This window comes from Bradyrhizobium rifense (genome assembly GCF_008123425.1).
GTDB lineage: Bacteria > Pseudomonadota > Alphaproteobacteria > Rhizobiales > Xanthobacteraceae > Bradyrhizobium > Bradyrhizobium rifense.
Genome location: NZ_VSSS01000042.1, coordinates 26097 through 48497, shown reverse-complemented (window position 1 = coordinate 48497; position 22401 = coordinate 26097). Strand labels below are relative to the sequence as shown.

Here is a 22401-nt window from a genome sequence, read left to right as displayed (position 1 = left end):
ACGTCTCGTTTAAGCGCTCGGCGGCGCGACCTCGATGCCGCGCTTGTGCCAGGGTTTGAATTTCTCGATCACCTCTGCGGTCAGCGGTGCCGGCCGGCGCGTCGCCTCGTCGAGCAGGACGCCGACGGACGTCGCTGACGCGATGCACGTCCCGTTCGAAAACACCACCTGCTCGAAGGTCACCGACGTCCGTCCGAGCTTCACCACGCCGAGGCCGAGCTCGATCGTGTTCGGCCAGTGCAGCTCGGCGCGGAAATGGATGTCGAGCCGCACCATGATCCAGGCGAGCCCCGGCGGTGTCAGCCCGTATTCCGGGCTCTTCATCAGCGTGACACGGCCGGTCTCGAAATAGGTGGCGTAGACCGCGTTGTTGACGTGCTGGTTCGGATCGAGATCGCCGAAGCGGACGTTGTCGCTGAGGCGAAAAGGGAAGTCCTCCAGGCGCGGCGTCGTATCGAGGCGGCTTGGTGCGTTCACCGATTGATCTCCGTCATATCCAACCTCGTTACAGCCCAGTTATTTTGAGCCGGCAAGTGGGTGTGCTTGCGGGGCGCTCCCGCTTTTATGCCTTCCCTGATCCATCCCCGTTGGCTAGACAGGCAGGGTCACCTCTGCCCGCCGGGCGCCGTCCAACCGATAACGACCGATAAAGAGACGACATGAGCGACGTGATCAAAACCGATGTGCTGATTATTGGCGCCGGCCCTTGCGGCCTGTTCGCCGCCTTCGAGCTTGGCCTTCTCGATATGAAGGCGCATTTCGTCGACATCCTCGACAAGGTCGGCGGTCAGTGCGCCGAGCTCTATCCGGAAAAACCGATCTACGACATTCCCGGCATTCCGCACGTGTCGGGGCAGGGCCTCACCGAGGCGCTGATGGAGCAGATCAAGCCGTTCCACCCGACCTTCCATCTCGGCGAGATGATCGAGACCGTGGAGAAGATCGGCGATCCCGCGTTTCGCTGCACCACCGATGCCGGCAAGGTGTTCGAATGCAAGGTGGTGGTGATCGCGGCCGGCGGCGGCTCGTTCCAGCCGAAGCGCCCGCCGGTGCCGGGGATCGAAGCCTACGAAGGCACCTCGGTGCACTACGCCGTGCGCAAGATGGAAAATTTCCGCGACAAGAACGTGCTGGTCGTGGGCGGCGGCGATTCCGCGCTCGACTGGACGCTCAACCTGCATCCGATCGCCAAGCGCATCACGCTGCTGCACCGGCGCGACGATTTTCGTGCTGCGCCCCACAGCGTCGAGCAGATGCGCGCGCTGGTGGCCGACGGCAAGATGGATCTGCGGCTCGGCCAGGTCACCGCGCTCGCAGGCGCCGATGGCCAACTGACCGGCGCCACCGTCAAGGGCAACGACAACAATATCAGCGATATTGCCTGCGACACGCTGCTGCCGTTCTTCGGACTGACCATGAAGCTCGGTCCGGTCGCGAACTGGGGCATTGCGCTGGAGAACAATCTGGTGCCGGTCGAGACCTCCGCGTTCGAGACCAACGTGCCCGGCATCTTCGCCATCGGCGACATCAACACCTATCCCGGCAAGATCAAGCTGATCCTGTGCGGCTTCCACGAGGGCGCACTGATGTCGCAAAAAGCCCACCGTTACGTCTATCCGGAGAAGCGGCTCGTGTTCCAGTACACGACCTCGTCCTCCAGCCTGCAGAAGAAGCTGGGTGTCAACTGATCGCGACGGGAGCGGACGGGCGATGCCCCATGTTTCTGGTGCTGGAATCGTTCGCGAAATCGCCGTAGTCTGCGGCCATTGCAGTGGCGGCTCAGCAAGGTGATCATAATGCGGAATCTCTTTACCGGCTTTCGGCTGCTCCCGTTTCTCGCGCTCGCGTTGACGCTCGGCGCGGTGAGCCCGGCTGGGGCGCAAGTCCCGGCTGCGGCGCCGGCTCAGCCAACCGCCGCAGGTCTCTGGCAGAAGGTCGAGGACGGCAAGACGGTGGGCTGGTTCCTCTTCATCGACCACAACGGCATCTTCGAAGGCGTCATCGCCAAGACTTTTCCGCGCCCCGGCGACGACCCGAACGAGGCCTGCACGAAGTGCACTGACGATCGCAAGAACCAGCCGGTGCTCGGACTCTCCTTCATCCGCGACATGAAGCGTGACGGGTTGAAGTATGAGGGCGGCAACGTCGTCAATCCGCGCGACGGCAACATCTGGAAGGCCAAGATGACGGTGAGCCCGGACGGTCAGGTCCTGACCATGCGCGGCTTCCTCGGCATTTCCCTGTTCGGCAAGGACGAGACCTGGCAGCGTTTGCCGGATGCAAGTATCGCCGAAGTCGATCCCGCCATCGTCGCCAAATATCTCCCCGCACAGGCCGCCGCGACCAAGCCGGCGCCCGTGCCCGCGACCAAAAAGGGTGGTGCGATGATGATGGCACCGGCAGCGAAGAAGTAGGCTGCTTTCACGCCGCCCGGGCTATGGGCGTCAATACGTCCGTGCCTTCTTGCAAGGCGCATAGAACGTACCGTTACCGGCAACGACCCGCTCGAGGCATTGCCGGGGATCGGTGATCTCGCCGTCGACCTGAAAATAATAGGCCTGCGGTCCCAGGCTCAGGACGTAATGTCCCGGCGAAAGCTCGAGCTCTGCGTCGCTGGCGTGGAGCTCGTACATTTCGGCTTTTCCCGGAATCGGCGAGATCCGGAACGGATAGGAGACGTTGCGGATCACGCCGACGTCGTCTCCGCCACTCGTCGTCTTGCCTGCAGCATCGGTCGAAAATTCTTTGACCTTCGCGACAACACGGACCTCGACGCGCTCGGGGATCACATTTGCAATGTCCCGGCGGAACACGATGAACTTGACGTGGCCGTTCGGCAGATGCGGCCGATCGGGCTTCTTGAACTCCGGTGAAATCGCAATGCGCATGTCCGGCGCCATCACGCCGGTCGCGTTCAACTCGGCCAGCGACTTGTCGTCGATCAAGGCATAGATGCCGTAATCACTCGGAAGCACGCGCGCTGGTGCAGGCGGGGCGGAGGGGACCATCTCCGGCTTGGCGACCGTGATCGTCGTCTCCGGCCTGGGTGCGACCTGCGCGATCTCCGGCGCCTGTGACGAGATCAGCCGGCGCAGCGCGGCGATCCTGTCTCGGTGCGAGACGATCACGATGACTACGCCAACGACAACAAGGATGCCCGCGGTACGCTTGATTACTGGTAGAAGCGAGCCTGAGACCGCAGGCCGCTTGCTGCGGGACGTCCCGATCGCCGAAGGCAAGACGGTCGCATCGCCGGACACCAGAAGAGTGCCTGCGTCGGTCACCTTGGATGATGTGAGTTGTTGCGACGGCAAGCGCTCCAGCGGTGCCTGTTCGCGCGAAAACTTCTCGACCTCGTCGATCGCGATCTCGAGGGCCTGCTTCATCTTGTCGATGTTTTTAGTGTCGGCGTAGGTGAACTGCTCCTGGAGCTTGTAGCGGGCGAGATCGTAGACCATCTGCCGCCGGGCTTCGGCGTCGTCTTTCACCGTCTCGAGCATGCGCGAAATCACCAGCGCAAACTGCACCTGGTTTGCGGGCAAATCGGTCGGGTCCTGTTGACCGGGAAGCAAGTCCCTCGAGTCACTCATTGCGCTGACGGTCCAAAGCCAGTCACGCCGATACCCAATTCTTCCATTCGAAACAGTCGGTTAAGCGGATAGCGGTCGCATCCGCGCCAGCTTCGTACACGTCCTGACACGACAAGGAAAGCCTCCGAAGTGAGGTGCGGCGGACCGTCGGCACGTCACACATGCAGGACGTGCTGGCAGATCGAGCAAGGCTGCCGCGCCAGTAGTTCCCCGGAATGCGGGCTGGCGCTGGATTTGCATAGCTATCGGCAAATCTGCCGGAGGAGTGAGTCGCCGCTGCCGCGCCTGTTCGAGGGCGTGAGCGACGTCGCCTGCTCCTCGCGGCGCTGACTTCGATCGGTGAGATGACGCTATGAGATTTGAAAGACTGTGTGTCGCGACGCTGGCGGGGCTGACGCTGCTGCTGGCGACATCGGCGATGGCGCGCGACGACGGACGCTATGCCAATTCGCCGCTCAAACCCTGGTTCGAGAGTCTGCGCAGCGAGTACGGACAGTGCTGCTCGGATGCCGACGGCTATGTCGTTGCCGATGTCGACTGGGAGTCCGACAAGGGACATTATCGCGTGCATCTCGACGACGAATGGGTCGTCGTGCCCGACGGCGCCGTGATCAACGAGCCGAACAAGATCGGCCGCACCATGGTGTGGAAGCACTATATTGACGGCCACCCGCGCGTGCGGTGCTTCATGCCGGGCAGCATGACCTGACAATGCGGACAGCGCCCGCACTGGATGCGGGCGCTGCAAGTGACGTGGGATGGTTAGCGCGCTTCGCTGTCGGAGCTCGCGCTGGCAAACCGCTTCACGCGAGGTGACAGCACCGAGATCTGCGCAGGCGAGGCCGGCATACCGGCGACGATCATCGCGGGCGCAGTCGACTGCTCCTGAACGCCGGCGCCGCCGAGCACCTGCACTTGCATCGCCGAGATCGGAAACGACTTCGCTTCGTAAGAGGGGAGCTCGCCGGCAAATGCGCTGGCTGTGCTTGCAATCATTGCGCCGGCAACTGCAATCATCGAGAGAATACGCATTTCAAAATCTCCGTTGAAGATATCAATCGGAGGTTAGGTCGCGACAGTGCCGCAACAGGCTCGCTTGTGTGCGAACATTCGTCTCCCGTGCGCAGGCAAATTTGGTTGCGTGAGACGACAGGACGAAACGAGGAAGAAGTTTTCCGCGTCAATATTTCCGGACGGTTTCGCGAAAGGCGAGCCGATGGTGCTTTACGCGCCGAGTTTGGTCTCTCGCACCACTGCATCGGTGCGGCGGCGCAGTTCCGGATTGAGCGCGAGCCCGAGACCGGGTGCAGTCGGTGCCGACACGATGCCGTTGTTCACGACGGGCAGTGCGGTGACGAGGTCGCGGTACCAGGTCGACAGCGTCGCGCGAACGACCTCCTGGAAGATCGCGGTCGGCGCATGTAGCGCCAGATGCAGGCCCGCCATCAGCGCGACGGGTCCGGTGCAGTCATGCGGAGCAAGCGGCTTGTTGTAGGCCTCGCCAAGTGCTGCGATCTTGCGCGCCTCGCTCAGGCCGCCGCACCAGGCGATGTCGAGCATCACGACGTCGACGGCATCGGCCGCGAGCAGATTGCGGAAGCTCGCGGCGCCCGCCAGCGTCTCGCTGCCGCAGATCGGCGTCTTCACGCGCCGCCTGAGATCGGCGAGGCCCTGCACGTCGTCCATCTTGTTGAGGGGATCCTCGACCCAGAACACGCCATAATCTTCCAGTGCGCGGCAGATGCGCTCGGCGGTGTGCGTGCCCCACAGGCTGTGCAGTTCGCACATGATCTCGATGCGATCGCCGACGGCGTCGCGGATTTTGCGGAACGGCTCCAGTCCGGTCTTGAGGTCGGTGAGCGAGATCGCGTGGCCGCCATTCGCGGCAAAAGGATCGAACGGCCAGATCTTCATGGCGCTGTAGCCTTCGCTCAGAAGGCTTTCGGCAAGCGCCCCGGCATCGCGCATGAAGGCGATCTGGTCGTCATAGGGGCCGAGCGCGGCATCGTCAGCGCCGATCTCGCGGCGCCTGGAGCTCTTCGTGTTGTAGGCATAGCCGGCGCAGGTGTTGTAGGCGCGGATCTCGAGCCGGCTCGCGCCGCCGAGCGCCTCGTGCACGGGAATGCCGTGACGCTGGCCCTTGAGGTCCCACAGCGCGATGTCGATCGCGCTGGCCGCGCGCACCTCGGCGCTGACGCTGTGGAAGCCGAGATAGGGCGTCAGCAACTGGCGGGAGATCGCCTCGATGCGGCGGGAGTCCTGGCCGAGCACCAGCGGCGCGGCGAGTTCATGCACGGCAGCCTCGACCGCCTGCGCGCCGCGAAAGCTTTCGCCGAGACCTGTCAGGCCCTCGTCGGTTTCGATCTCGACCCAGATCAGGTTCGGTCGCTCGTCGATGCGGATCGTGCGCAGCGTCGTGATGCGGGACATCGAGGTCCTCTTGGACGAGTTGCCGGTGCTCAGGTCACGGGCGCCGGATTGAACAGCGTGAGGTCGTTGTGAATGCCCCAGCGATCCGACCACGGCTTGGTTCGACCGGAGGCGACGTCGAGGATCAGGCGGAACAGATCCCAGCCGGTCTCCTCGATCGTCTTCTCGCCGGTGGCGATGCCGCCCGCGTCGAAATCGATCAGATCCTTCCAGCGCCGCGCAAGCTCGGTGCGGGTCGCGACCTTGATGACGGGGGCAGCCGCGAGGCCGTAAGGCGTGCCGCGGCCGGTGGTGAACACCTGCAAGGTCATGCCGGAGGCAAGCTGGAGCGTGCCGCAGATGAAGTCGGACGCTGGCGTCGCCGCGAACAGCATGCCCTTCTGCATCGCCTTCTGGCCGGGCGAGAGCACGCCGGTGATGGCGCTCGATCCGGACTTGACGATCGAGCCGAGAGATTTTTCGACGATGTTGGCGAGGCCGCCCTTCTTGTTGCCGGGCGTGGTGTTGGCGCTGCGATCGGCACCGCCGCGGGCCAGATAAGAATCGTACCAGGCCATCTCGCGCACCAGCGCGCGGCCCACGTCCTCGTTGATAGCGCGACGGGTGAGGAGCTGGATGGCGTCGCGCACCTCGGTCACTTCCGAGAACATCACGGTGGCGCCGGCGCGCACCAGAAGGTCGGCGGCGAAGCCGAGGGCGGGGTTCGCAGTGACGCCGGAGAAGGCGTCGCTGCCGCCGCATTGCAGGCCGATCACGAGATCGGCAGCCGGGCAGGTCTCGCGGGTGCGCTTGTTCAGGATCTTCAGGCGGGCCTCCGCCTGGGTCATGATCGCGTCGACGATCGCGCCAAAGCCGTCGAAGGCTTCGTCCTGCATGCGCACGATGGCATCACTGACGCCCTCGGGCACCAGCCGCTCCGGCGCGAGCTTCTCGCAGCCGAGACTGATGACCAGGATCTCGCCGCCGAAGTTCGGGTTGAGCGCGAGATTTTGCAGCGTGCGGATCGGTATCACGGCGTCGGGCGCATTGATCGCGACGCCGCAGCCATAGGCATGCGTCAGCGGCACGACGTCGTCGACGTTCGGATATTTTGGCAGCAGTTCGGCGCGGATGCGCTTCACCGCATATTCCATCGTGCCCTTGACGCATTGCACGGAGGAGGAGATGCCGAGGATGTTTTTCGTGCCGACCGAGCCGTCGGTATTGCGAAAGCCTTCGAAGGTGAAACCTTCGAGGGGCGGCAGCGGCGCAGGCACGGCGGTGGAGATTTCCAGCTTGTCGAGGTCAGGGGCCTCCGGCATGCGGATGCGCGCCTCATCCACCCATTCGCCGGCCAGGATCGGCGCGAGCGCGTAACCGATCACCTCGCCATAGCGGATGATCGGCTGATCTTGCGCGATGTCGACCAGCGCCGTCTTGTGCCCCTGTGGCACGAAGGCCCGCAGCGTCAGCCCGCAGGCAAAGCGGGAGCCGGCGGGAAGCCCGAAATCATTGACCACGATCGCGACGTTGTCGCGCGCGTTGAGCTTGATGTAGCGGGGCTGCTCTTTCGCTGCGACGTCCTGGTCCATGCGCTTTTGCCTCAGAAGCTGAAGTCGTAGGGTGGGCAAAGGCGCAACGCGCCGTGCCCACCATGCTTCACACCGAACGTAAGCGGTGGGCACGCTTCGCTTTGCCCACCCTACGATCTCTTCCCCGTGGTTAGCCCGGATAGGTATAGGCGGTCTTCACCGTTGTGTAGAACTCGCGCGCATAGGAGCCCTGCTCGCGGGCGCCATAGCTCGAGCCCTTCCGGCCGCCGAACGGCACGTGGTAGTCCACACCCGCGGTCGGCAGATTGACCATCACCATGCCGGACTCGCTGTTGCGCTTGTAGTGCGAGGCGTATTTCAGGCTGGTGGTGCAGATGCCCGAAGCGAGACCGAACTCGGTGTCGTTGGAGATCGCCAGCGCTTCCTCGTAGTTCTTGGCGCGGATCACGGCGGCAACGGGACCAAAGATTTCCTCACGCGCGATGCGCATGTTGTTGTTGGCCTCAGTGAACAGCGCCGGCTGGAGGTAGTGGCCGGGCGTCTCGCGCTTGAGCAGCTCGCCGCCAAAGGCGAGCTTGGCGCCCTCGTCCTGGCCGATCTTGATATAGCGAAGATCCTGGTCGAGCTGGCTCTGATCGACCACCGGGCCGATATGGACGCCGGCCTTGAGTGCGTCGTCGACCGACAGGCCGTTCAGGCGCTCGGCCACCGCCGCGACGAAGCGGTCATGGATGCCTTCGGTGACGATCAGGCGGGAAGACGCCGTGCAGCGCTGGCCGGTCGAGAAATAGGCGCCGTTGACGGCGACTTCGACGGCGGTCTTGAGGTCGGCGTCGTCGAGCACGACCAGCGGATTCTTGCCGCCCATCTCGAGCTGGAACTTTTTCATCGGATTCGAGAGCACGCAGGCCTGCGCGATCTTGCGGCCGGTCTGCACCGAGCCGGTGAAGGAGATCGCAGCGACATCCGGGTGCTCAAGCAGCGTCTGGCCGACGACGGAGCCGGAGCCGACCACGAGGTTGAACACGCCAGCCGGAATGCCGGAGCGAGCAATGATCTCGGAGAGCGCATGCCCGGAGCCCGGCACCAGTTCAGCCGGCTTGAACACGACGGTGTTGCCGTAGCAGAGCGCCGGCGCGATCTTCCAGGCCGGGATCGCGATCGGGAAGTTCCACGGCGTGATCATGCCGATGACACCGACCGGCTCGCGGGTGAGCTCGACGTCGAGGCCGGGGCGGACGGACGCGCCTTTCTCGCCGATCAGGCGCAGCGCTTCGCCGGCGAAGAACGCAAAGATCTGGCCGGCGCGGGCGACCTCGCCGATGCCCTCGGGCAGCGTCTTGCCTTCCTCGCGGGCAAGCAGGCGGCCGAGCTCTTCCTTGCGGGCGATAATTTCAAGAGAAATCTTGTTGAGCGCGTCGTAGCGCACCTGCGGGGTCGACTGCGCCCAGGCGGGGAAGGCGGCTTTCGCGGCCGCGATCGCCTTCTCGGTCTGCGCCTTGTCGGCCTTGGCGTATTGGCCGACCAGATCGTTGGTGTTGGAGGGGTTGATGTTCTTGGTGACGCCGGAGCCGTCGACCCATTCACCGCCGATGAAGTTCTTCAGGATCGCAGTCATCTCGTTCCTCCAGGGAAAGCTTTCTAACGCACGAGGCAGGGACGCTTGTCGTCAAAGGTCCAGCCGGGGATCAGGTCCTGCATGGCAATAGCGTCATCGCGGGCGCCGAGTCCATGCTGCTTGTAGAGTTCATGCGCGGCCTCGATGGCCGCACGGTCGATCTCGATGCCGAGGCCCGGACGATCCGGGACCGCGATCTTGCCGCCCTTGATCTGGAGCGGCTCCCTGGTGAGCGCCTGGCCATCCTGCCAGATCCAGTGCGTGTCGATCGCCGTGACCTTGCCCGGGGCGGCGGCGCCGACATGGGTGAACATGGCGAGCGAAATGTCAAAATGATTGTTGGAGTGCGAGCCCCAGGTCAGGCCGTTGTCACGACAAGTCTGGGCGACGCGCACCGAGCCTTGCATGGTCCAGAAATGGGGATCGGCCAGCGGAATGTCCACCGCACCCAGGCGCAGCGCGTGGCTAAGCTGGCGCCAGTCGGTCGCGATCATGTTGGTTGCGGTCGGCAAGCCCGTGGCGCGGCGGAACTCGGCCATGATCTCGCGGCCGGAGAAACCGGCTTCGGCGCCGCAAGGGTCTTCGGCATAGGCGAGGATGCCGTGCATGTTCTTGCAGAGGCTGATGGCCTCGTCGAGCGACCAGGCGCCGTTCGGGTCGAGCGTGACGCGCGCGTTGGGGAAGCGTCTTGCGATCGCCGTGACGGCCTCGATCTCCTGCTCGCCGCGGAGCACGCCGCCCTTGAGCTTGAAGTCGACGAATCCGTAATGGTCCTGCGTGGCTTCCGCGAGCCGCACCACCGTCTCAGGCGTCATCGCCTCCTGATGGCGCAGGTTGAACCAGTCGGGCTTGCCGGTCTCGCCCTTGACGTAGTCAAGCTTGGACTGACGCCGGTCGCCGATGAAGAAGAGGTAGCCGAGCGTCTCGACGCTCTTGCGCTGCTGGCCTTCGCCGAGCAGCGCGGCGACGGGCAGGTTAAGATGCTGGCCGAGCAGGTCGAGCAGGGCGGATTCGATTGCGGTGACAGCGTGAATCATCACGCGAAGGTCAAATGTCTGCTTGCCGCGGCCACCGGCATCGCGGTCGGCGAAGGCCGTGCGAACGTCGGCGAGGATGTTGTTCATCGCGCCGACGGTCTTGCCGATCACGAGATCGCGGGCATCCTGGAGCGTCTGCCAGATCTTTTGCCCGCCCGGCACCTCGCCGACGCCGGTGTGACCGGCATTGTCGGTGAGGATGACGATGTTGCGGGTGAAGAACGGCGCATGCGCGCCGCTCAGATTGAGGAGCATGCTGTCGCGGCCCGCGACCGGGATCACCTGCATCGTTGTGACGACCGGTGCGCCAGAGAAATCGGTCTGGGCCATCGCACGCTCCTCCCTGTTGTCTTGCTTTATTATTCTGCCGCCTGTTGTGTCGATCCTGCGGCGGGCAGATTCTTCACCAGCGCGGTCAGTTCCGCAATCTCCTGCTCGGTGAGATCAGTCAGCGGCGGGCGGACCGGGCCGGAATCGCGGCCGATCACCTTCATGCCGGCCTTGATGATCGAGACCGCATAGCCCTTCTTGCGGTTGCGGATCGCGATCAGCGGCAGGATGAAATTTTTCAGGCCGGCGTGGATCGTCGCATGGTCGCGCTTGCGCACCGCGGCGTAGAAGTTGGTGGCGAATTCCGGCACGAAGTTGAACACAGCCGACGAGTAGGTCGTCACGCCCATGTCGAGATAGGGCAGCGCGAACGTCTCGGCGGTCGGCAGGCCGCCGACATAGGTCAGGCGGTCGCCGAGCTTGGTGTAGACGCGGGTCATCAGCTCGATATCGCCGATGCCGTCCTTGTAGCCGACGAGGTTCGGGCAGCGCTCGGCGAGGCGGGCGACCGTGTCGGGCTGGAGGATGGCGTTGTCGCGGTTATAGACGATGACGCCGATCTTCACGGCGGCGCAGACGGCCTCGACGTGGGCGGCAAGGCCTTCCTGCTCGGAATGGGTGAGGTAGGGCGGCAGCAGCAGCAGGCCGTCAGCGCCGGCCTTCTCGGCGCCGATCGCGATCTCGCGGGCGATGGCGGTGCCATAGCCGGTGCCGGCGAGCACGGGCACGCGGCCCTTGGTCTCCTCAACGGCGACCTTGACCACTTGCGGGACTTCGGTCGGGGTCAGCGAGAAGAACTCGCCGGTGCCGCCGGCGGCGAACAGACCTGCGACATCATAGCCGCACAGCCAATCCATGTTGGCGCGGTAGGTCGCCTCGTCGAAGGAATAGTCCGCCTTGAACGGCGTGACGGGGAAGGACAGGAGGCCGGATCCGATCTTCTGGGCCATTTCCTGCGGGGTCATCTTGCTCATGGGCGCTGCTCCCTTCTCTCGTGTTGTCTGGGACGCAACGCGACGCGCGTCCATGCGCTGCTGTTTAGGAGACGGTTCGATGCGCGTCCAAGCCAAAGCCTATATCGACCGATGCGGATTGAGCATCAATCTTCCATGACCTCCGCCGAGGACAATTCGCTGGCGATTTTGACCAGCGCGGACAGCAGCGGATTCTCATCGTCGCGGCGCCAGACCATGAAGAGCTCGACCGGAACGCGGTTGCGCAGCTTGAGGGGACGCAGCCGAACGTCGGAGATTTTCAGGCCGGCGGCCGCGGCCGGCACGATCGCGAGGCCAAGGCCGGCGCGCACCATCGCGAGGATCGAATGGATCTGGCTCAGATGCTGGACATAGCGCGGCAGGATGTCGGCGCGGGTGAACAGCGCCACCAGGAGATCGTGGAAGTAGCGGCTCTCATAGGGCGAATACATCACGAAGGGCTGGTCGTCGAAGTCCTTGATGGTGATGTTCTCGGCATTGGCCAGCGGATGCTTCTTCGGGATCGCGGCGAGCAGGGGCTCGGCGACGACGCGGCGGCTGGTCAGCTCAGGCCGCGCGATCGGCGGCCGCAGCAGGCCGGCATCGATCTGGCCCGAGGTCAGCGCCTCGAACTGGTCGCCGGAGACCATCTCCTTCAGCGAGAAATCGACCTCCGGCAGCTTGGCGCGGCAGGCCGCGACCAGCTCGGGCAGGAAGCCGTAGGCCGCCGCGGCCGTAAAGCCGATCTTCAGCGAGCCGGTCTTGCCGAGTGCGATGCGGCGGGCGACCTGCGAGGCGCTCTCCGCGAGCTTCAGGATGCGGCGCGCCTCGGGGAGGAAGCTGCGCCCGGCAGGCGTCAGGCGCACCGAGCGGCTGGTGCGCTCCAGCAACGGCGCGTCGATGATGTGCTCCAGCACCTGGATCTGCCGGGACAGCGGCGGCTGGGTCATGTTCAGCCGCGCCGCGGCACGGCCGAAGTGCAGTTCTTCGGCCACCGTGACGAAACAGCGGAGCTGGTTGAGGTCGAACATCGATACATGCCTTAGATGAATAAGGCGTTTCCCCGGCACTTCTAGCATCGATCATCCCCAAAACAAAGACGGCGGCTTTTGAGGGCCGCCGTTGAGTTGCCTGTCCCGCTCCGATCACTCGGAGCGCTCAGGAGGAACGTTTGAGCACCACCCGCTCGATCTTGCCGACCACGACGAGGTAGGCGACCGCGGCCACCAGCGCGTTGATGCCGACAAACACCAGGGCACCGTTGAAGGAGCCGGTCGCGGCCACGATGTAGCCGATCACGATGGGCGTGGTGATCGAGGAGAGGTTGCCGAAGGAGTTGAACAGGCCGCCGGAGACGCCGCCGGCCTCCTTGGGAGAGGTGTCGGAGACGACCGCCCAGCCGAGCGCGCCGATGCCCTTGCCGAAGAAGGCGAGCGCCATGAAGCCGACCACCAGCGCCTGGCCGTCGACATAATTGCAGGCGATGATCGACATCGACAGCAGCATGCCGCCAACGATCGGGATCTTGCGCGCCATGGTCAGCGAGCCGGTCTTGCGCAGGATGGCGTCGGAGATCACGCCGCCGAGCACGCCGCCGATGAAGCCGCACAGCGCGGGCAGCGTCGCGACGAAGCCGGCTTGCAGGATCGAGAGGCCGCGCTCCTTGACGAGGTACACCGGGAACCAGGTCAAGAAGAAATAGGTCAGCGTGTTGATGCAGTACTGGCCGAGATAGACGCCGAGCATCATGCGGTTGGAGAGCAATTGGCGGATATGGTCCCATCTCGGGCCGGAGTCCGGCGCACGCTCGTCTCTGGGCGCGTCGAGATCGACCAGCGCGCCGCCTTCCTTGATGTAGTCGAACTCGGCCTCGTTGATCGAAGGGTGCTCCTTCGGTCCGTAGACGGTCTTGATCCAGGCGAGGCCCATGATGACGCCGAGCCCGCCCATCACGAAGAACACGTAGCGCCAGCCGTAATCATGGGCGATCCAGCCCATCAGCGGCGCGAAGATCACGGTGGCGAAATACTGTCCGGAATTGAAGAAGGCCGACGCGGTGCCGCGCTCATTGCCTGGAAACCAGGCCGCGACGATGCGGGCGTTGGCGGGGAAGGACGGCGCTTCCGCGACGCCGACCAGGAGGCGAAGCGCGAACAGCACGATGATGGCAGTGCCGGCGCTGAAAAAGCCGACCCAGCCCTGCAGCATCGTGAACAGCGACCAGATGATGATGCTGAAGGCATAGACGAGGCGCGAGCCGTAGCGGTCGAGCAGCCAGCCGCCCGGCACCTGCGCGGCGACATAGGACCAGCCGAAGGCCGAGAAGATCCAGCCCATGGCGACGGGATCGAGATGAAGCTCCTTGGAGAGCGCGGGACCCGCGATCGAGAGCGTGGCGCGGTCGGCGTAGTTCACCGTCGTGACCAGGAACAGCATGGTCACGATGAACAGCCTGACGCGAGATCTCCTCACGTCCGTTGCGGACACGACTGCGCTCATCAGGCGCCTCCTTAGAACTCGAAATGTTTCCTCACGACGACTCCTAGAGGCGCACGCAGGAAAGTGTCCAAGTTGAAGGGGGTATCGATTGATACCGTTTTTGAATTGATGGAACGGCAGAAGCCGGCGGCAGGCTGTGAATGCCACCAGAAAAAGCACCGCCCGCTCCGGTACGCAATTGCGCACGAGGCGGGCGGCGATGTGAGTGTGGTGAGAGGACTGTCGTCCTCTAGCGCTGTTGCGAAGGATCAGTCCTTCAACCGTACGCCCGGCAACAGGCGGGTACGATCCTCGCCGCGCACCGCCTCGAGCTCGTCCGGCTCTAGGCCGAGCGCCTTCAGGATGGTTGGCGCGACCTGCCGGTTCGCGACCCGCTCGCGGATCATCGTGGGGGCGAGTTTCGGATTGGAGACGACGAGCAGGACGTGCGTATCGTCCTCGGCGAAGCCGCCATGTTCGGCGATCTTGGCCTTGCTCTTGCTATAGATCGTGCCGGCGATCGGCTGGATGACGATGTCGGGCGTGCGGCCGGCCGCTGGATCGCCGAACCGATCGACCAGCTCCTCGCCGGCGTAGATCTTCTCGATGTGAGCCCTGTTGCTGCCCTTGCGGTCGGCCTCGAGGATCGCAACGGCCTTGTCGGCGTCGCTCTGGTTCTTGAGCCAGATCAGGGCAACGTCGTCGGCGGTCTCCTGTGCCAGCGCGACGCCGCCATTGGTCAGCAGGTCGGCCGGATCGGTCACGTCGGCGCGCACGCCGCCGCCCAGTTTCGGGTTGGTGCTGCCGGTCAGCATGTGAAGCTTGTTGATGTCGATCGGCGACTGGCCATGCTTGGCGCCGACGATGACCAACGTGTCACGGGCGAGGTGCTGGTCCGCCAGCGCATCCAGCATCTGGCCGAGCGAGGCGTCGACGAAGTCGAGCGAGGCTTGGAGTTGCGGGCTCGGCGTCGCCGCGGCGTCCAGATATCCGTCGGCGGTCACCTTCTGGCCGACGCTGACGGCCTGGAAGTTCATGCCGAAGATCGCGGGAACGCCGACCTTGGTCTTGCCGGTGTGATCAAAGCCCTTGATCCAGTTGAGCACGGCCGTGACCTTGAGTTGGTCATAGGTGCGTGTGAAGCTCGGGTCTGTGGTCCAATCTGCTCCGGGTTGTCCAGGGACCGAAGTCGAGTTGATCTCGGGCGCATAGAGTTCGTCGAGGCCTTTCCCGGACGGACCGCTGATGATCTCGTAGGCGGGGTGCTTGTCGGACCAAGCTGTGCGCTTGCCGGCCTCATGGATGACTTCCATGATGGTGTTGAGCTTCAGGAATTGATGCGGATAGACCAGCTCGCATTTGCCGTTCTTCAGACGCATCGGCAGGTTCGCAGGGTTGATGTGGTTGGAACCGGCCGGGCCACCACCATCGAGCTTGGTCAGGTCGTAGTCGAGGTTCTCGGCAAATAGCGTCTCGGTTCCGGGAGTGCCCTGGCAGTTGCTGCCGGGCGCGAACAGCGTGCGGTCGTAGCTATCATCATAGAATACGCCATGGGTTTTCGGCGAACCGCCGGTCATGAACGCCAGGAGGCCAGGAAAGGAGTCAGAGGGCCGCGAAGTGTGCGCGTCGGTGAAGCGCACGCCATGCGCGAGAAGTCTGGCGAAGCTCGATGAGGGATGGGAACTGACGTAGCGCTGCAAGTCGACCTCATGCATGCCGTCGACACTGATCAGCAGGACATGCTTGACGTCGTCCTTGTCCTTGTCGTCCGCGCGCGCGAATGATGGAACCAGTAGCGAAAGAGTCAGGGTCGAGGCAAAAGCGATGGCGACAGCCGCGCGCGGCCGCTTTTCGATCGTCATTGTTGAGCTCCCAGTGATGTCTGTTGTGATTGACGTGCAGGCGCACGACACCGCGCAGCGGAGAGCCTGCGCCCCCGCCACGTGCGTCAACACCTGCGTCGAATTGTAGCGCTGGGAAAACTAGGTAGCGGCGATGACCATTGGATGACGTCGCGATTATGCGGCGCGCGAAAATTTTTCTGTGCGCGCGATCGTCAACTCAAACTAATGCCAAGTTCGTCGGGTGCACGCCCGTAAAGATGCGCTGGATGCTGTCGTTGTTGAGGCCGAAGACGTGGCCGAACAGATCGGCAAACAGCGCGCGATAATCGGTCAGCACGGGATAGTCGCGGTTCTGGAACAGATGCGGCTGCTCGACCTTGACCTGCTCGCCGAGAATGCGGCCGCCATTGATGCCGCCGCCGAGCACCCAATAGACGCTGCCGTGACCGTGATCGGTGCCGCGGTCGCCGTTCTCGCGGAAGGTGCGGCCGAATTCCGAGATCACGACCACCACCGTATCGCGCCACGCGGCCGGCCCGACTTCCTCGGAGAAGCCGACGAGCGCGCGCCCGAGCTCGCCGAGCCGGTCGGCGAGATAGCCGTTGGCGGCACCCTGGTTGACATGGGTGTCCCAGCCGCCGACGTCGACGAAGCCGAGGTTGAACTGCTCGCGCATCAACCGGCCGATGCGCCGCGCCGACAATTCGAAGCCGCGCGGCGAGACCGCGCCGCGGTTGGCGGCATTCATCTCCTCGGAGACCGAGCGGTAGACGTCATCGCGCACGCGAAAACCTTCCGACACCGAGGATGCCAGGTTGGATTGGGCGTACATCTGCTTGATCAGATCAGCCTGACGGTCGTCGACGCCGGGTTTGGCGACGTTGTTAATGCTGGTGTTCGGCACCTGCGATTTGCCGCGGAAGATCAGCGGCAGCTGGTCGGTGAACGCGATCGGCTTGACGCGCGTCAGCTCGGTGGCGAGCCGGCTCATGAAGCCCGAACGATAGTCGCGCGAGCCGGAAGCCGACTGGCCGAGCTCGATCGTGTCCTGGGTCTCGAAATGGCTGCGGGTCAGGTCGTCGCTGGTGCCGGCGAACGGAATGAAGGCGATCTCGCGTTTGGCCCAGAGCGGATAGATGCTGTCGCGCAAAGCGGGATGCAGTCCCCAATCGGCGTCGAGCGCCAGTGCGGCGTTGGGATTGCCGATGTCGGGCTTGGCGATGGCGAGCGTCGGTCGTGATGCACGATAGAATTCGCTCGAGACCGGCACGACGACATTCGCCGCGTCATAGGCGCCGCGCAAGAACACCACCAGCATGCGGGCATCGGTTGCCGGCGCGGCCCAGACGCGGCCTGCCACCGTGAGCGGAGCGAGTGCCGCAAAAGTCTTGATCAGCTCGCGACGGTTCATGGCGATCTCCGTAGCTCAGTGCATGAATTCCGGTGACGACAGGAACAGCGTGTTCCAGTCCTGCGGTGAAATAGCCCGGTCGAGCGATGCCAGCGTCGCCGGGCCGAGCGTCTTGCGAAGGCCATTGAAGTAGAGCGCGTTCTGGAGCAGCGGGAACGCAGGCTGCTCGACCGGGTTCGGCCCGTCGGGTTTGAACAGGCCGGACGAGCCCGATCCGATCTGGCGCGCGATCTCGAAGCGAACCATCATCTGTCCGGGGCCGTTCCACGACGCCGAGGTCAGCGCATAGCCGTCCGGCGTGTCGTGGTTGAACAGGCCCTCGCCGAGGCGGTTGATCCAGCCCTGGATCGGCGCCGTGTTCAGGATCACCCGGTCGTCATAGGCGAGGCGGACCGCCGACAGCACGTATTGCACGGGATCCTTGAAGCGCGTGCCGGGTTTTAGCGCCGCTTCGAATTCCGGTGAATGGATCATCGTGGCCATGACCGAGGCGATGTCGCCGTCGGTGGATTTGAAAGTCTGCGCCATCCGCGCGACCAGCGCGTCCGGCGGATTGTCCGAAACGAAATAGGTCGCGATCTTGCGCGACAGATGGCTCGCGGTCGCCGGATGGTGGACCAGAATGTCGATGGCCTCGTCGACCTCGGCGAGCCCGCGGCCCTTGATAGTGTGGCCGAGAAAGGTCTTGTCGCTGTAGTCGTGACGGGACGGATTGAACTCGAAGGCGCCCTCGCGCACGAGCTGGGACTGCAATTCCGGCTTGAGCTTCGGGTCTTCCGGTTTGGTGTCGATGCCGACCCCGGTGAGGATCTTCGCCAGCGACTCGACGTCGGCCTGCGTGTAGCCGGAGCCGACGCCCATGGTGTGCAACTCCATGATCTCGCGGGCGTAGTTCTCGTTCAGATGGCCGGCCGCATTGTCGGCGTTGTCGAGATAGCGCAGCATCGCGGGATGACGAACGGTCGCCGCGAGCAGGTCGCGAAACCTGCCGAGCGAGTTGGGACGAATGGCGTGATCGACGTAGTCGCCGACCAGCACGCGCAGATTCGATTTGTACTGGTGAACGTTGAAATGATTGAACCAGAACCAGACCATGCGCTCGCGCAGCTGGTCGGGCGCATAGAGCGCGCGCAGGATGGTACGGGCCGCGGCCTGCTTGGCGCGATCGTTCATCGCCTGCTGAAAGACCTGCTGCGCGGCTTTCTTCTGTTCGGGATCGGTGACCTGATTGGCGCTCTTGGATTGCTGTTCGAAGGCGACCGCAATGTCGAACGGGAAGCTGTGGACGTCGGGCATCACGTCGATCTGCGCCTTTGCCGCGTCGGGCAAAACCGGATTGCCGGCCGGATGCAACTGCTCCTGCAGCCAGCGTTCGGCACCAAGGCCGTGCATGTGCGCGGCACTCGCGGTACTCACGCCAAAGGTCAGCCGATCGAGCAGAGCGAGATCATGCGGATTGAGATTGTCGGCGCGGGTGGTGTTCGGGTGTAGGCCCGCAGCGAGCGCGACGAACGCCGCAACGCTCGACCAGTGCAGGCGACGATATCCGCTTCTGCTATCCACGATCGGTCCCGACGGGTTCGGACTGCATGAGGATTCCCACATCCCATGACGCGTCCGTCATCATGCGCCGGCCTGCTGAACCTGCCCTGAATGGAATGGACTCAATTGACGGCAGCGCGATCAATTTCCGGCGAGCGGCAACGATGCGCCATTCCGGTTCCCGCGCCGTCTGCAATCCGCTCTATTGCTTTGCGCCCGGCAGGAGCGGCGCCAGCAGTCCGCGCGTGACGCCTGGCGGCACGGCATCCAGGCCGAGCACCGCGCTCGCGGCCGGCAGCGTGGCATCCGCCATCGCCGCGTGGCCTTCGGCGCTCGGATGCACGGCGCCGCCATAGACGGCCGAGAGCACGCCCCAGGTCGCGTCGTGGATGTCGTTCGGCTGGCTAGCCGCCGGCAATCCTTGCGGATAGGTCATCGCCGCAAAATAGCTGTCATTGGCATCGCGGATCCAGCGCGCGCGCGGCAGGTAGGCACGATATTCCGAGGCGCTGCGGCCGCACAGCATCGGCTGGCTCGCCGCGCTGACGATATCCGGATTGAAGCTCTGGCCGTTCTCGGCAAAGCAGGTGCGATCGAATTCAGGATCATTGCCGGAATGGGCGCAAAAACCGTGATCGGCGAATGCAGCCTGATGCGTGTCGACGAAGGTCATGCGGTCAGCCTCGGGATCGCGGCACAGCGCGCCCTGCGTGCAGGTGGCGAGGCCCTTCAGCTGCGGCAGGAACTCGGTGTCGACGAAGGTCGAGACGCGGGCCAGGCGTTGCGGATCGGCATTGAAGGCGGGATGAATGTCGAAGCCGCCGCGGCCACCGCGGCAGGGTACGCCGCCGTCGGCGAGCGCCGGATTGGCGTAGGAGACGTAGACCACGCGCGAGAGGTCGCCGCCGAGCAGCGGCTTCAGCTCCTCGCGCAGCTTGACGAAATTCTTCGGCAGCTCGCGCTGGAGCGCATCGCGGGACTCGTCGACGCTCGCCATCACGCCGGAGCGGCGGAACAGCGCACGTTCAGTTGCGGTGTCGACGATGACATCGGCGACGAGGCCGGAGAAGTAGACGTCGTTGGCGCCGATCGAGAGCAGGACCAGATCGAGATTGCGATCCGGCTGGCGTTTCTTGGCCGCGGTGACTGCCTCGCGCAGCTCCGCGACCTGCGCATTCACGCTGGTGTTGCAGACGCCGCTCTTGCCGGGCGGGCATTCGCGGGCGCGCTGCGAGCCGAGCAGCCCGTCGCTGATGCTGGCGCCGGTGCAGGCGAGCGGCAGATAGGTGACGGCGATATGGCTGTAGCGCACCGCGAGCGCGAGCGCGGTGCGCGTCTGGTAGCTGTAGAGCGAGCGGTGGCAGGGCGAGTTGAGCCAGAGCGCGCTGTAGCGCTGCCAGTTGGCGAGCGTATCCGGCGCCTCACAGGCGCGACCGCCCTTGAAGCCGGCGCGGCTCGGCCGGTAATACTGTCCGCCGGCGGTGCCGAGATAGGAGCGGAAGCAAAAGCCCTCGTCCGACAGCGCCAGCGGCCGGTCCGGATTGCCTTCGCCGGAGGCGATGCTGTCGCCAAGGCCGGCGATGAAGATATCGCGGACCTGGATTTCGGTCTGGATGCGTTGGCTCGGATCGGAGCCGGAGGAGACGTCGACACTCGCGACCGTCTGCTTGCCGTAGCGAACCCTTAAATTGACCGGTTCGGCGCAGTCGAAGGTCGAGGTCTGCGGTCCGTCGCCGTCGTCGAACGACCACGCGCAGGTGGCGCCGACCGGCACCGCGCCGGTCAGGCGCACGGTGATGGGGTGGTCGATCGGGGTGATATAGTTCTCTTTGACGTTGTCGCGGGTGCAGGGCTGGTTGACCCGGCCCTGAAGGTCGATGCAAAGGCGGTTGACCATGTTGCGGGCCCAGCCGCGGCCCTCGCTCTGCAGCTCCAGTGACTGCTCGGCGGCGAGGATGCTGCGGTTACGCGCATTCTCGACATGCAGCAGGAAGTCGCGTTCCTCGCGGAACAGGCGGAAGCGGTTGCGAACCTCCCAAGTGATCTGCATCGCGCCGGCATCCTGCGCGACGGCGCGCTGAAGCGGCAAAACGGTAAGGAGCCCGGCCAGCAGCAGGGCGCCCGAGAGACAACGGCGAAGGGAAACAGGGATCATGGCCCGCGTCTTCAACGGCAAAGTTGAGGCGGAAATAAGAGAGCATAGCTCTCCGCCCTGCAACCTTTGTCTGCCGCCTCTACGGGCTACCGGCGTGACCGCTGCTGGCCTTATCGTTTGCTGGCCTGGCGCACCAGCCGCTCGCGCTCCATCGGCGTCACCTGCTTGGGCAGGTTGGCCTGCGCGCAGGCTTCCGCCAGCCGCCGCCGCTCCTGCCAGGGCTGGACGACGTTCATCCAGAGCTCGCGGGTGCCCATGATGGAGATGGCGAGGCCGAACGGGATCACGAAATAGAGAATGCGGAAGACGAGCAGGGTCGCCAGCAGCTGCTCGCGGCCGAATTCGGGCAGTGCCACCAGCATGGCGGCGTCGAACACGCCGATCGAGCCCGGCGCATGGCTGGCGAAGCCCAGCAGCGTCGCCAGGATGAACACCACCGCAAGCGACAGGAAGTCGATCGGCGGATTGGCCGGCATCAGCAGGTACATCGCAAGAGCGCAGAAACCGAGATCAACCACCCCGATCAGGATCTGCACCAGGGTCAGCGGCGCCGACGGCAGCACGACCTTCCAGCCCTTCTGGCCGAGCTCGCGACGTTTGTCGCCCATGCAGAGCCAGACCAGATAGGCGCCGATCGAGGCGAGGCCGCCGAGCGCGATCAGCCGGTTGATCGACGACGGCAGCTGATCCATGTAGGAGGCCGCATCCGGGTGGATGGTCATGCCGATCGAGAGCACGAAGATGTTACCGAGCCAGAAGGTCAGGCCGGAGAGGAAACAGATCTTGGCGACGTCGATCGCATTCAGCCCGTAGTCCGAGTAAATCCGGAAACGGATCGCGCCGCCCGTGAACACGGTGGCGCCGATGTTGTGGCCGATCGAATAGGACGTGAAGCTCGACAGCGCTGCGATGCGATAGGGCACGTGCTTCTTGCCGATCGTTCGCAGTGCAAAAAAGTCGTAGAAGGTCAGCGTACAGAACGCGAGGAACACGCAGATCGCGGCCAGGCCGATATGTCCCCGGGGAATATCGGTCAATGCGGTCAGGATGACGCCGGTATCGATGCCCTTGAGGGTCCGCAGCAGCGAGGTGACCGCGAAGGCGATGATCATCACGCTCGCGGCAATACCGAGCCGTCGCCAGCCGATCCATCTCTTAAAGCCGCGTTTCAGCGCGGGCAGCAGTCCGTGCATTCATCCTCCCGGCCGGGGGCAAGACCGACCGGGCCAGACATTGGCCGGTCGGTTACGATCACTGCCCGAAATGGGCGTCGATCGCTAGGCATGATGTAGCTCATTTAAGGCAAAAACAGCGGCTTGTGCAGCCCTTGACAACGACAGGTTCTGCGCCGGACCGGCTGTTTTGTCATAAGTGGTTCACATGGCGCGCGCGTTAAGCATATGAGTCGAGGGACCGGCTTGCATCGCGCGCCTGTGTATTCAGATGGTTTCAAATCCTGC

At 64.3% G+C, this 22401-nt stretch carries 18 protein-coding genes; 3 read left to right on the top strand and 15 right to left on the bottom strand.

Annotated elements, in window-relative coordinates; translation table 11 throughout:
• Positions 1-9 precede the first annotated feature (9 nt).
• Positions 10-477 carry an acyl-CoA thioesterase gene (locus tag FXB40_RS27255; RefSeq protein WP_148775220.1) on the bottom strand — a complete coding sequence of 156 codons (468 nt, stop codon included), beginning with the start codon at positions 475-477 and terminating at the stop codon, positions 10-12.
• Between the two features lie 182 nt (positions 478-659).
• Here FXB40_RS27255 and FXB40_RS27250 point away from each other — a divergent pair, with 182 nt between their 5' ends.
• Complete coding sequence (locus FXB40_RS27250; RefSeq protein WP_148775219.1) at positions 660-1688, top strand: NAD(P)/FAD-dependent oxidoreductase; 1029 nt, start codon at positions 660-662, stop codon at positions 1686-1688.
• Positions 1689-1796: 108 nt separating this feature from the next.
• A complete protein-coding gene (locus tag FXB40_RS27245; protein WP_187437177.1) occupies positions 1797-2414 on the top strand; it encodes a DUF2147 domain-containing protein in 618 nt (205 codons plus the stop codon).
• A 30-nt stretch (positions 2415-2444) separates the two neighbouring features.
• On the opposite strand, the gene FXB40_RS27240 is transcribed toward FXB40_RS27245, so the two are convergent.
• Positions 2445-3590 (bottom strand): hypothetical protein, encoded by a 1146-nt coding sequence (locus FXB40_RS27240; protein WP_148775217.1) that lies wholly within the window; start codon positions 3588-3590, stop codon positions 2445-2447.
• 352 nt (positions 3591-3942) lie between these two features.
• On the opposite strand from FXB40_RS27240, the gene FXB40_RS27235 reads away from it, so the two are divergent.
• The gene (locus tag FXB40_RS27235; protein ID WP_187437176.1) at positions 3943-4299 is read left to right on the top strand and encodes a hypothetical protein; all 357 of its coding nucleotides are present in this window, start codon (positions 3943-3945) and stop codon (positions 4297-4299) included.
• A gap of 53 nt (positions 4300-4352) precedes the next feature.
• On the opposite strand, the gene FXB40_RS27230 is transcribed toward FXB40_RS27235, so the two are convergent.
• From FXB40_RS27230 to FXB40_RS27170, 13 genes are all read right to left on the bottom strand, one after another.
• Positions 4353-4622 (bottom strand): hypothetical protein, encoded by a 270-nt coding sequence (locus tag FXB40_RS27230; protein ID WP_148775216.1) that lies wholly within the window; start codon positions 4620-4622, stop codon positions 4353-4355.
• Positions 4623-4814: 192 nt separating this feature from the next.
• Entirely contained in the window at positions 4815-6020 is a 1206-nt protein-coding gene (locus FXB40_RS27225) for a mandelate racemase/muconate lactonizing enzyme family protein (protein WP_148775215.1), read from the bottom strand.
• A gap of 29 nt (positions 6021-6049) precedes the next feature.
• Positions 6050-7591, bottom strand: coding sequence for a galactarate dehydratase (gene garD / locus FXB40_RS27220; RefSeq protein ID WP_148775214.1), 1542 nt, complete (start codon positions 7589-7591; stop codon positions 6050-6052).
• Positions 7592-7721: 130 nt separating this feature from the next.
• Positions 7722-9170 carry an aldehyde dehydrogenase family protein gene (locus tag FXB40_RS27215; RefSeq protein ID WP_148775213.1) on the bottom strand — a complete coding sequence of 483 codons (1449 nt, stop codon included), beginning with the start codon at positions 9168-9170 and terminating at the stop codon, positions 7722-7724.
• A gap of 23 nt (positions 9171-9193) precedes the next feature.
• A complete protein-coding gene (gudD, locus tag FXB40_RS27210) occupies positions 9194-10537 on the bottom strand; it encodes a glucarate dehydratase (RefSeq protein ID WP_148775212.1) in 1344 nt (447 codons plus the stop codon).
• A 29-nt stretch (positions 10538-10566) separates the two neighbouring features.
• The gene (kdgD, locus tag FXB40_RS27205; RefSeq protein WP_148775211.1) at positions 10567-11511 is read right to left on the bottom strand and encodes a 5-dehydro-4-deoxyglucarate dehydratase; all 945 of its coding nucleotides are present in this window, start codon (positions 11509-11511) and stop codon (positions 10567-10569) included.
• A 125-nt stretch (positions 11512-11636) separates the two neighbouring features.
• A complete protein-coding gene (locus tag FXB40_RS27200) occupies positions 11637-12542 on the bottom strand; it encodes a LysR family transcriptional regulator (RefSeq protein ID WP_148775210.1) in 906 nt (301 codons plus the stop codon).
• A gap of 127 nt (positions 12543-12669) precedes the next feature.
• Positions 12670-14010: an MFS transporter gene (locus FXB40_RS27195; protein ID WP_187437175.1), complete on the bottom strand. Its 1341-nt coding sequence runs from the start codon at positions 14008-14010 to the stop codon at positions 12670-12672.
• Between the two features lie 248 nt (positions 14011-14258).
• Entirely contained in the window at positions 14259-15851 is a 1593-nt protein-coding gene (locus FXB40_RS27190) for an alkaline phosphatase family protein (RefSeq protein ID WP_148775209.1), read from the bottom strand.
• A 199-nt stretch (positions 15852-16050) separates the two neighbouring features.
• A complete protein-coding gene (locus FXB40_RS27185) occupies positions 16051-17244 on the bottom strand; it encodes a DUF1501 domain-containing protein (RefSeq protein ID WP_148775208.1) in 1194 nt (397 codons plus the stop codon).
• Between the two features lie 15 nt (positions 17245-17259).
• Positions 17260-18807, bottom strand: coding sequence for a DUF1800 domain-containing protein (locus FXB40_RS27180; protein WP_246207986.1), 1548 nt, complete (start codon positions 18805-18807; stop codon positions 17260-17262).
• Positions 18808-18988: 181 nt separating this feature from the next.
• On the bottom strand, positions 18989-20941 hold the full coding sequence (locus FXB40_RS27175; protein WP_148775206.1) for an SGNH/GDSL hydrolase family protein: 1953 nt from the start codon (positions 20939-20941) through the stop codon (positions 18989-18991).
• A 110-nt stretch (positions 20942-21051) separates the two neighbouring features.
• Positions 21052-22134 (bottom strand): lysylphosphatidylglycerol synthase transmembrane domain-containing protein, encoded by a 1083-nt coding sequence (locus FXB40_RS27170; RefSeq protein WP_148775205.1) that lies wholly within the window; start codon positions 22132-22134, stop codon positions 21052-21054.
• Positions 22135-22401 lie beyond the last annotated feature (267 nt).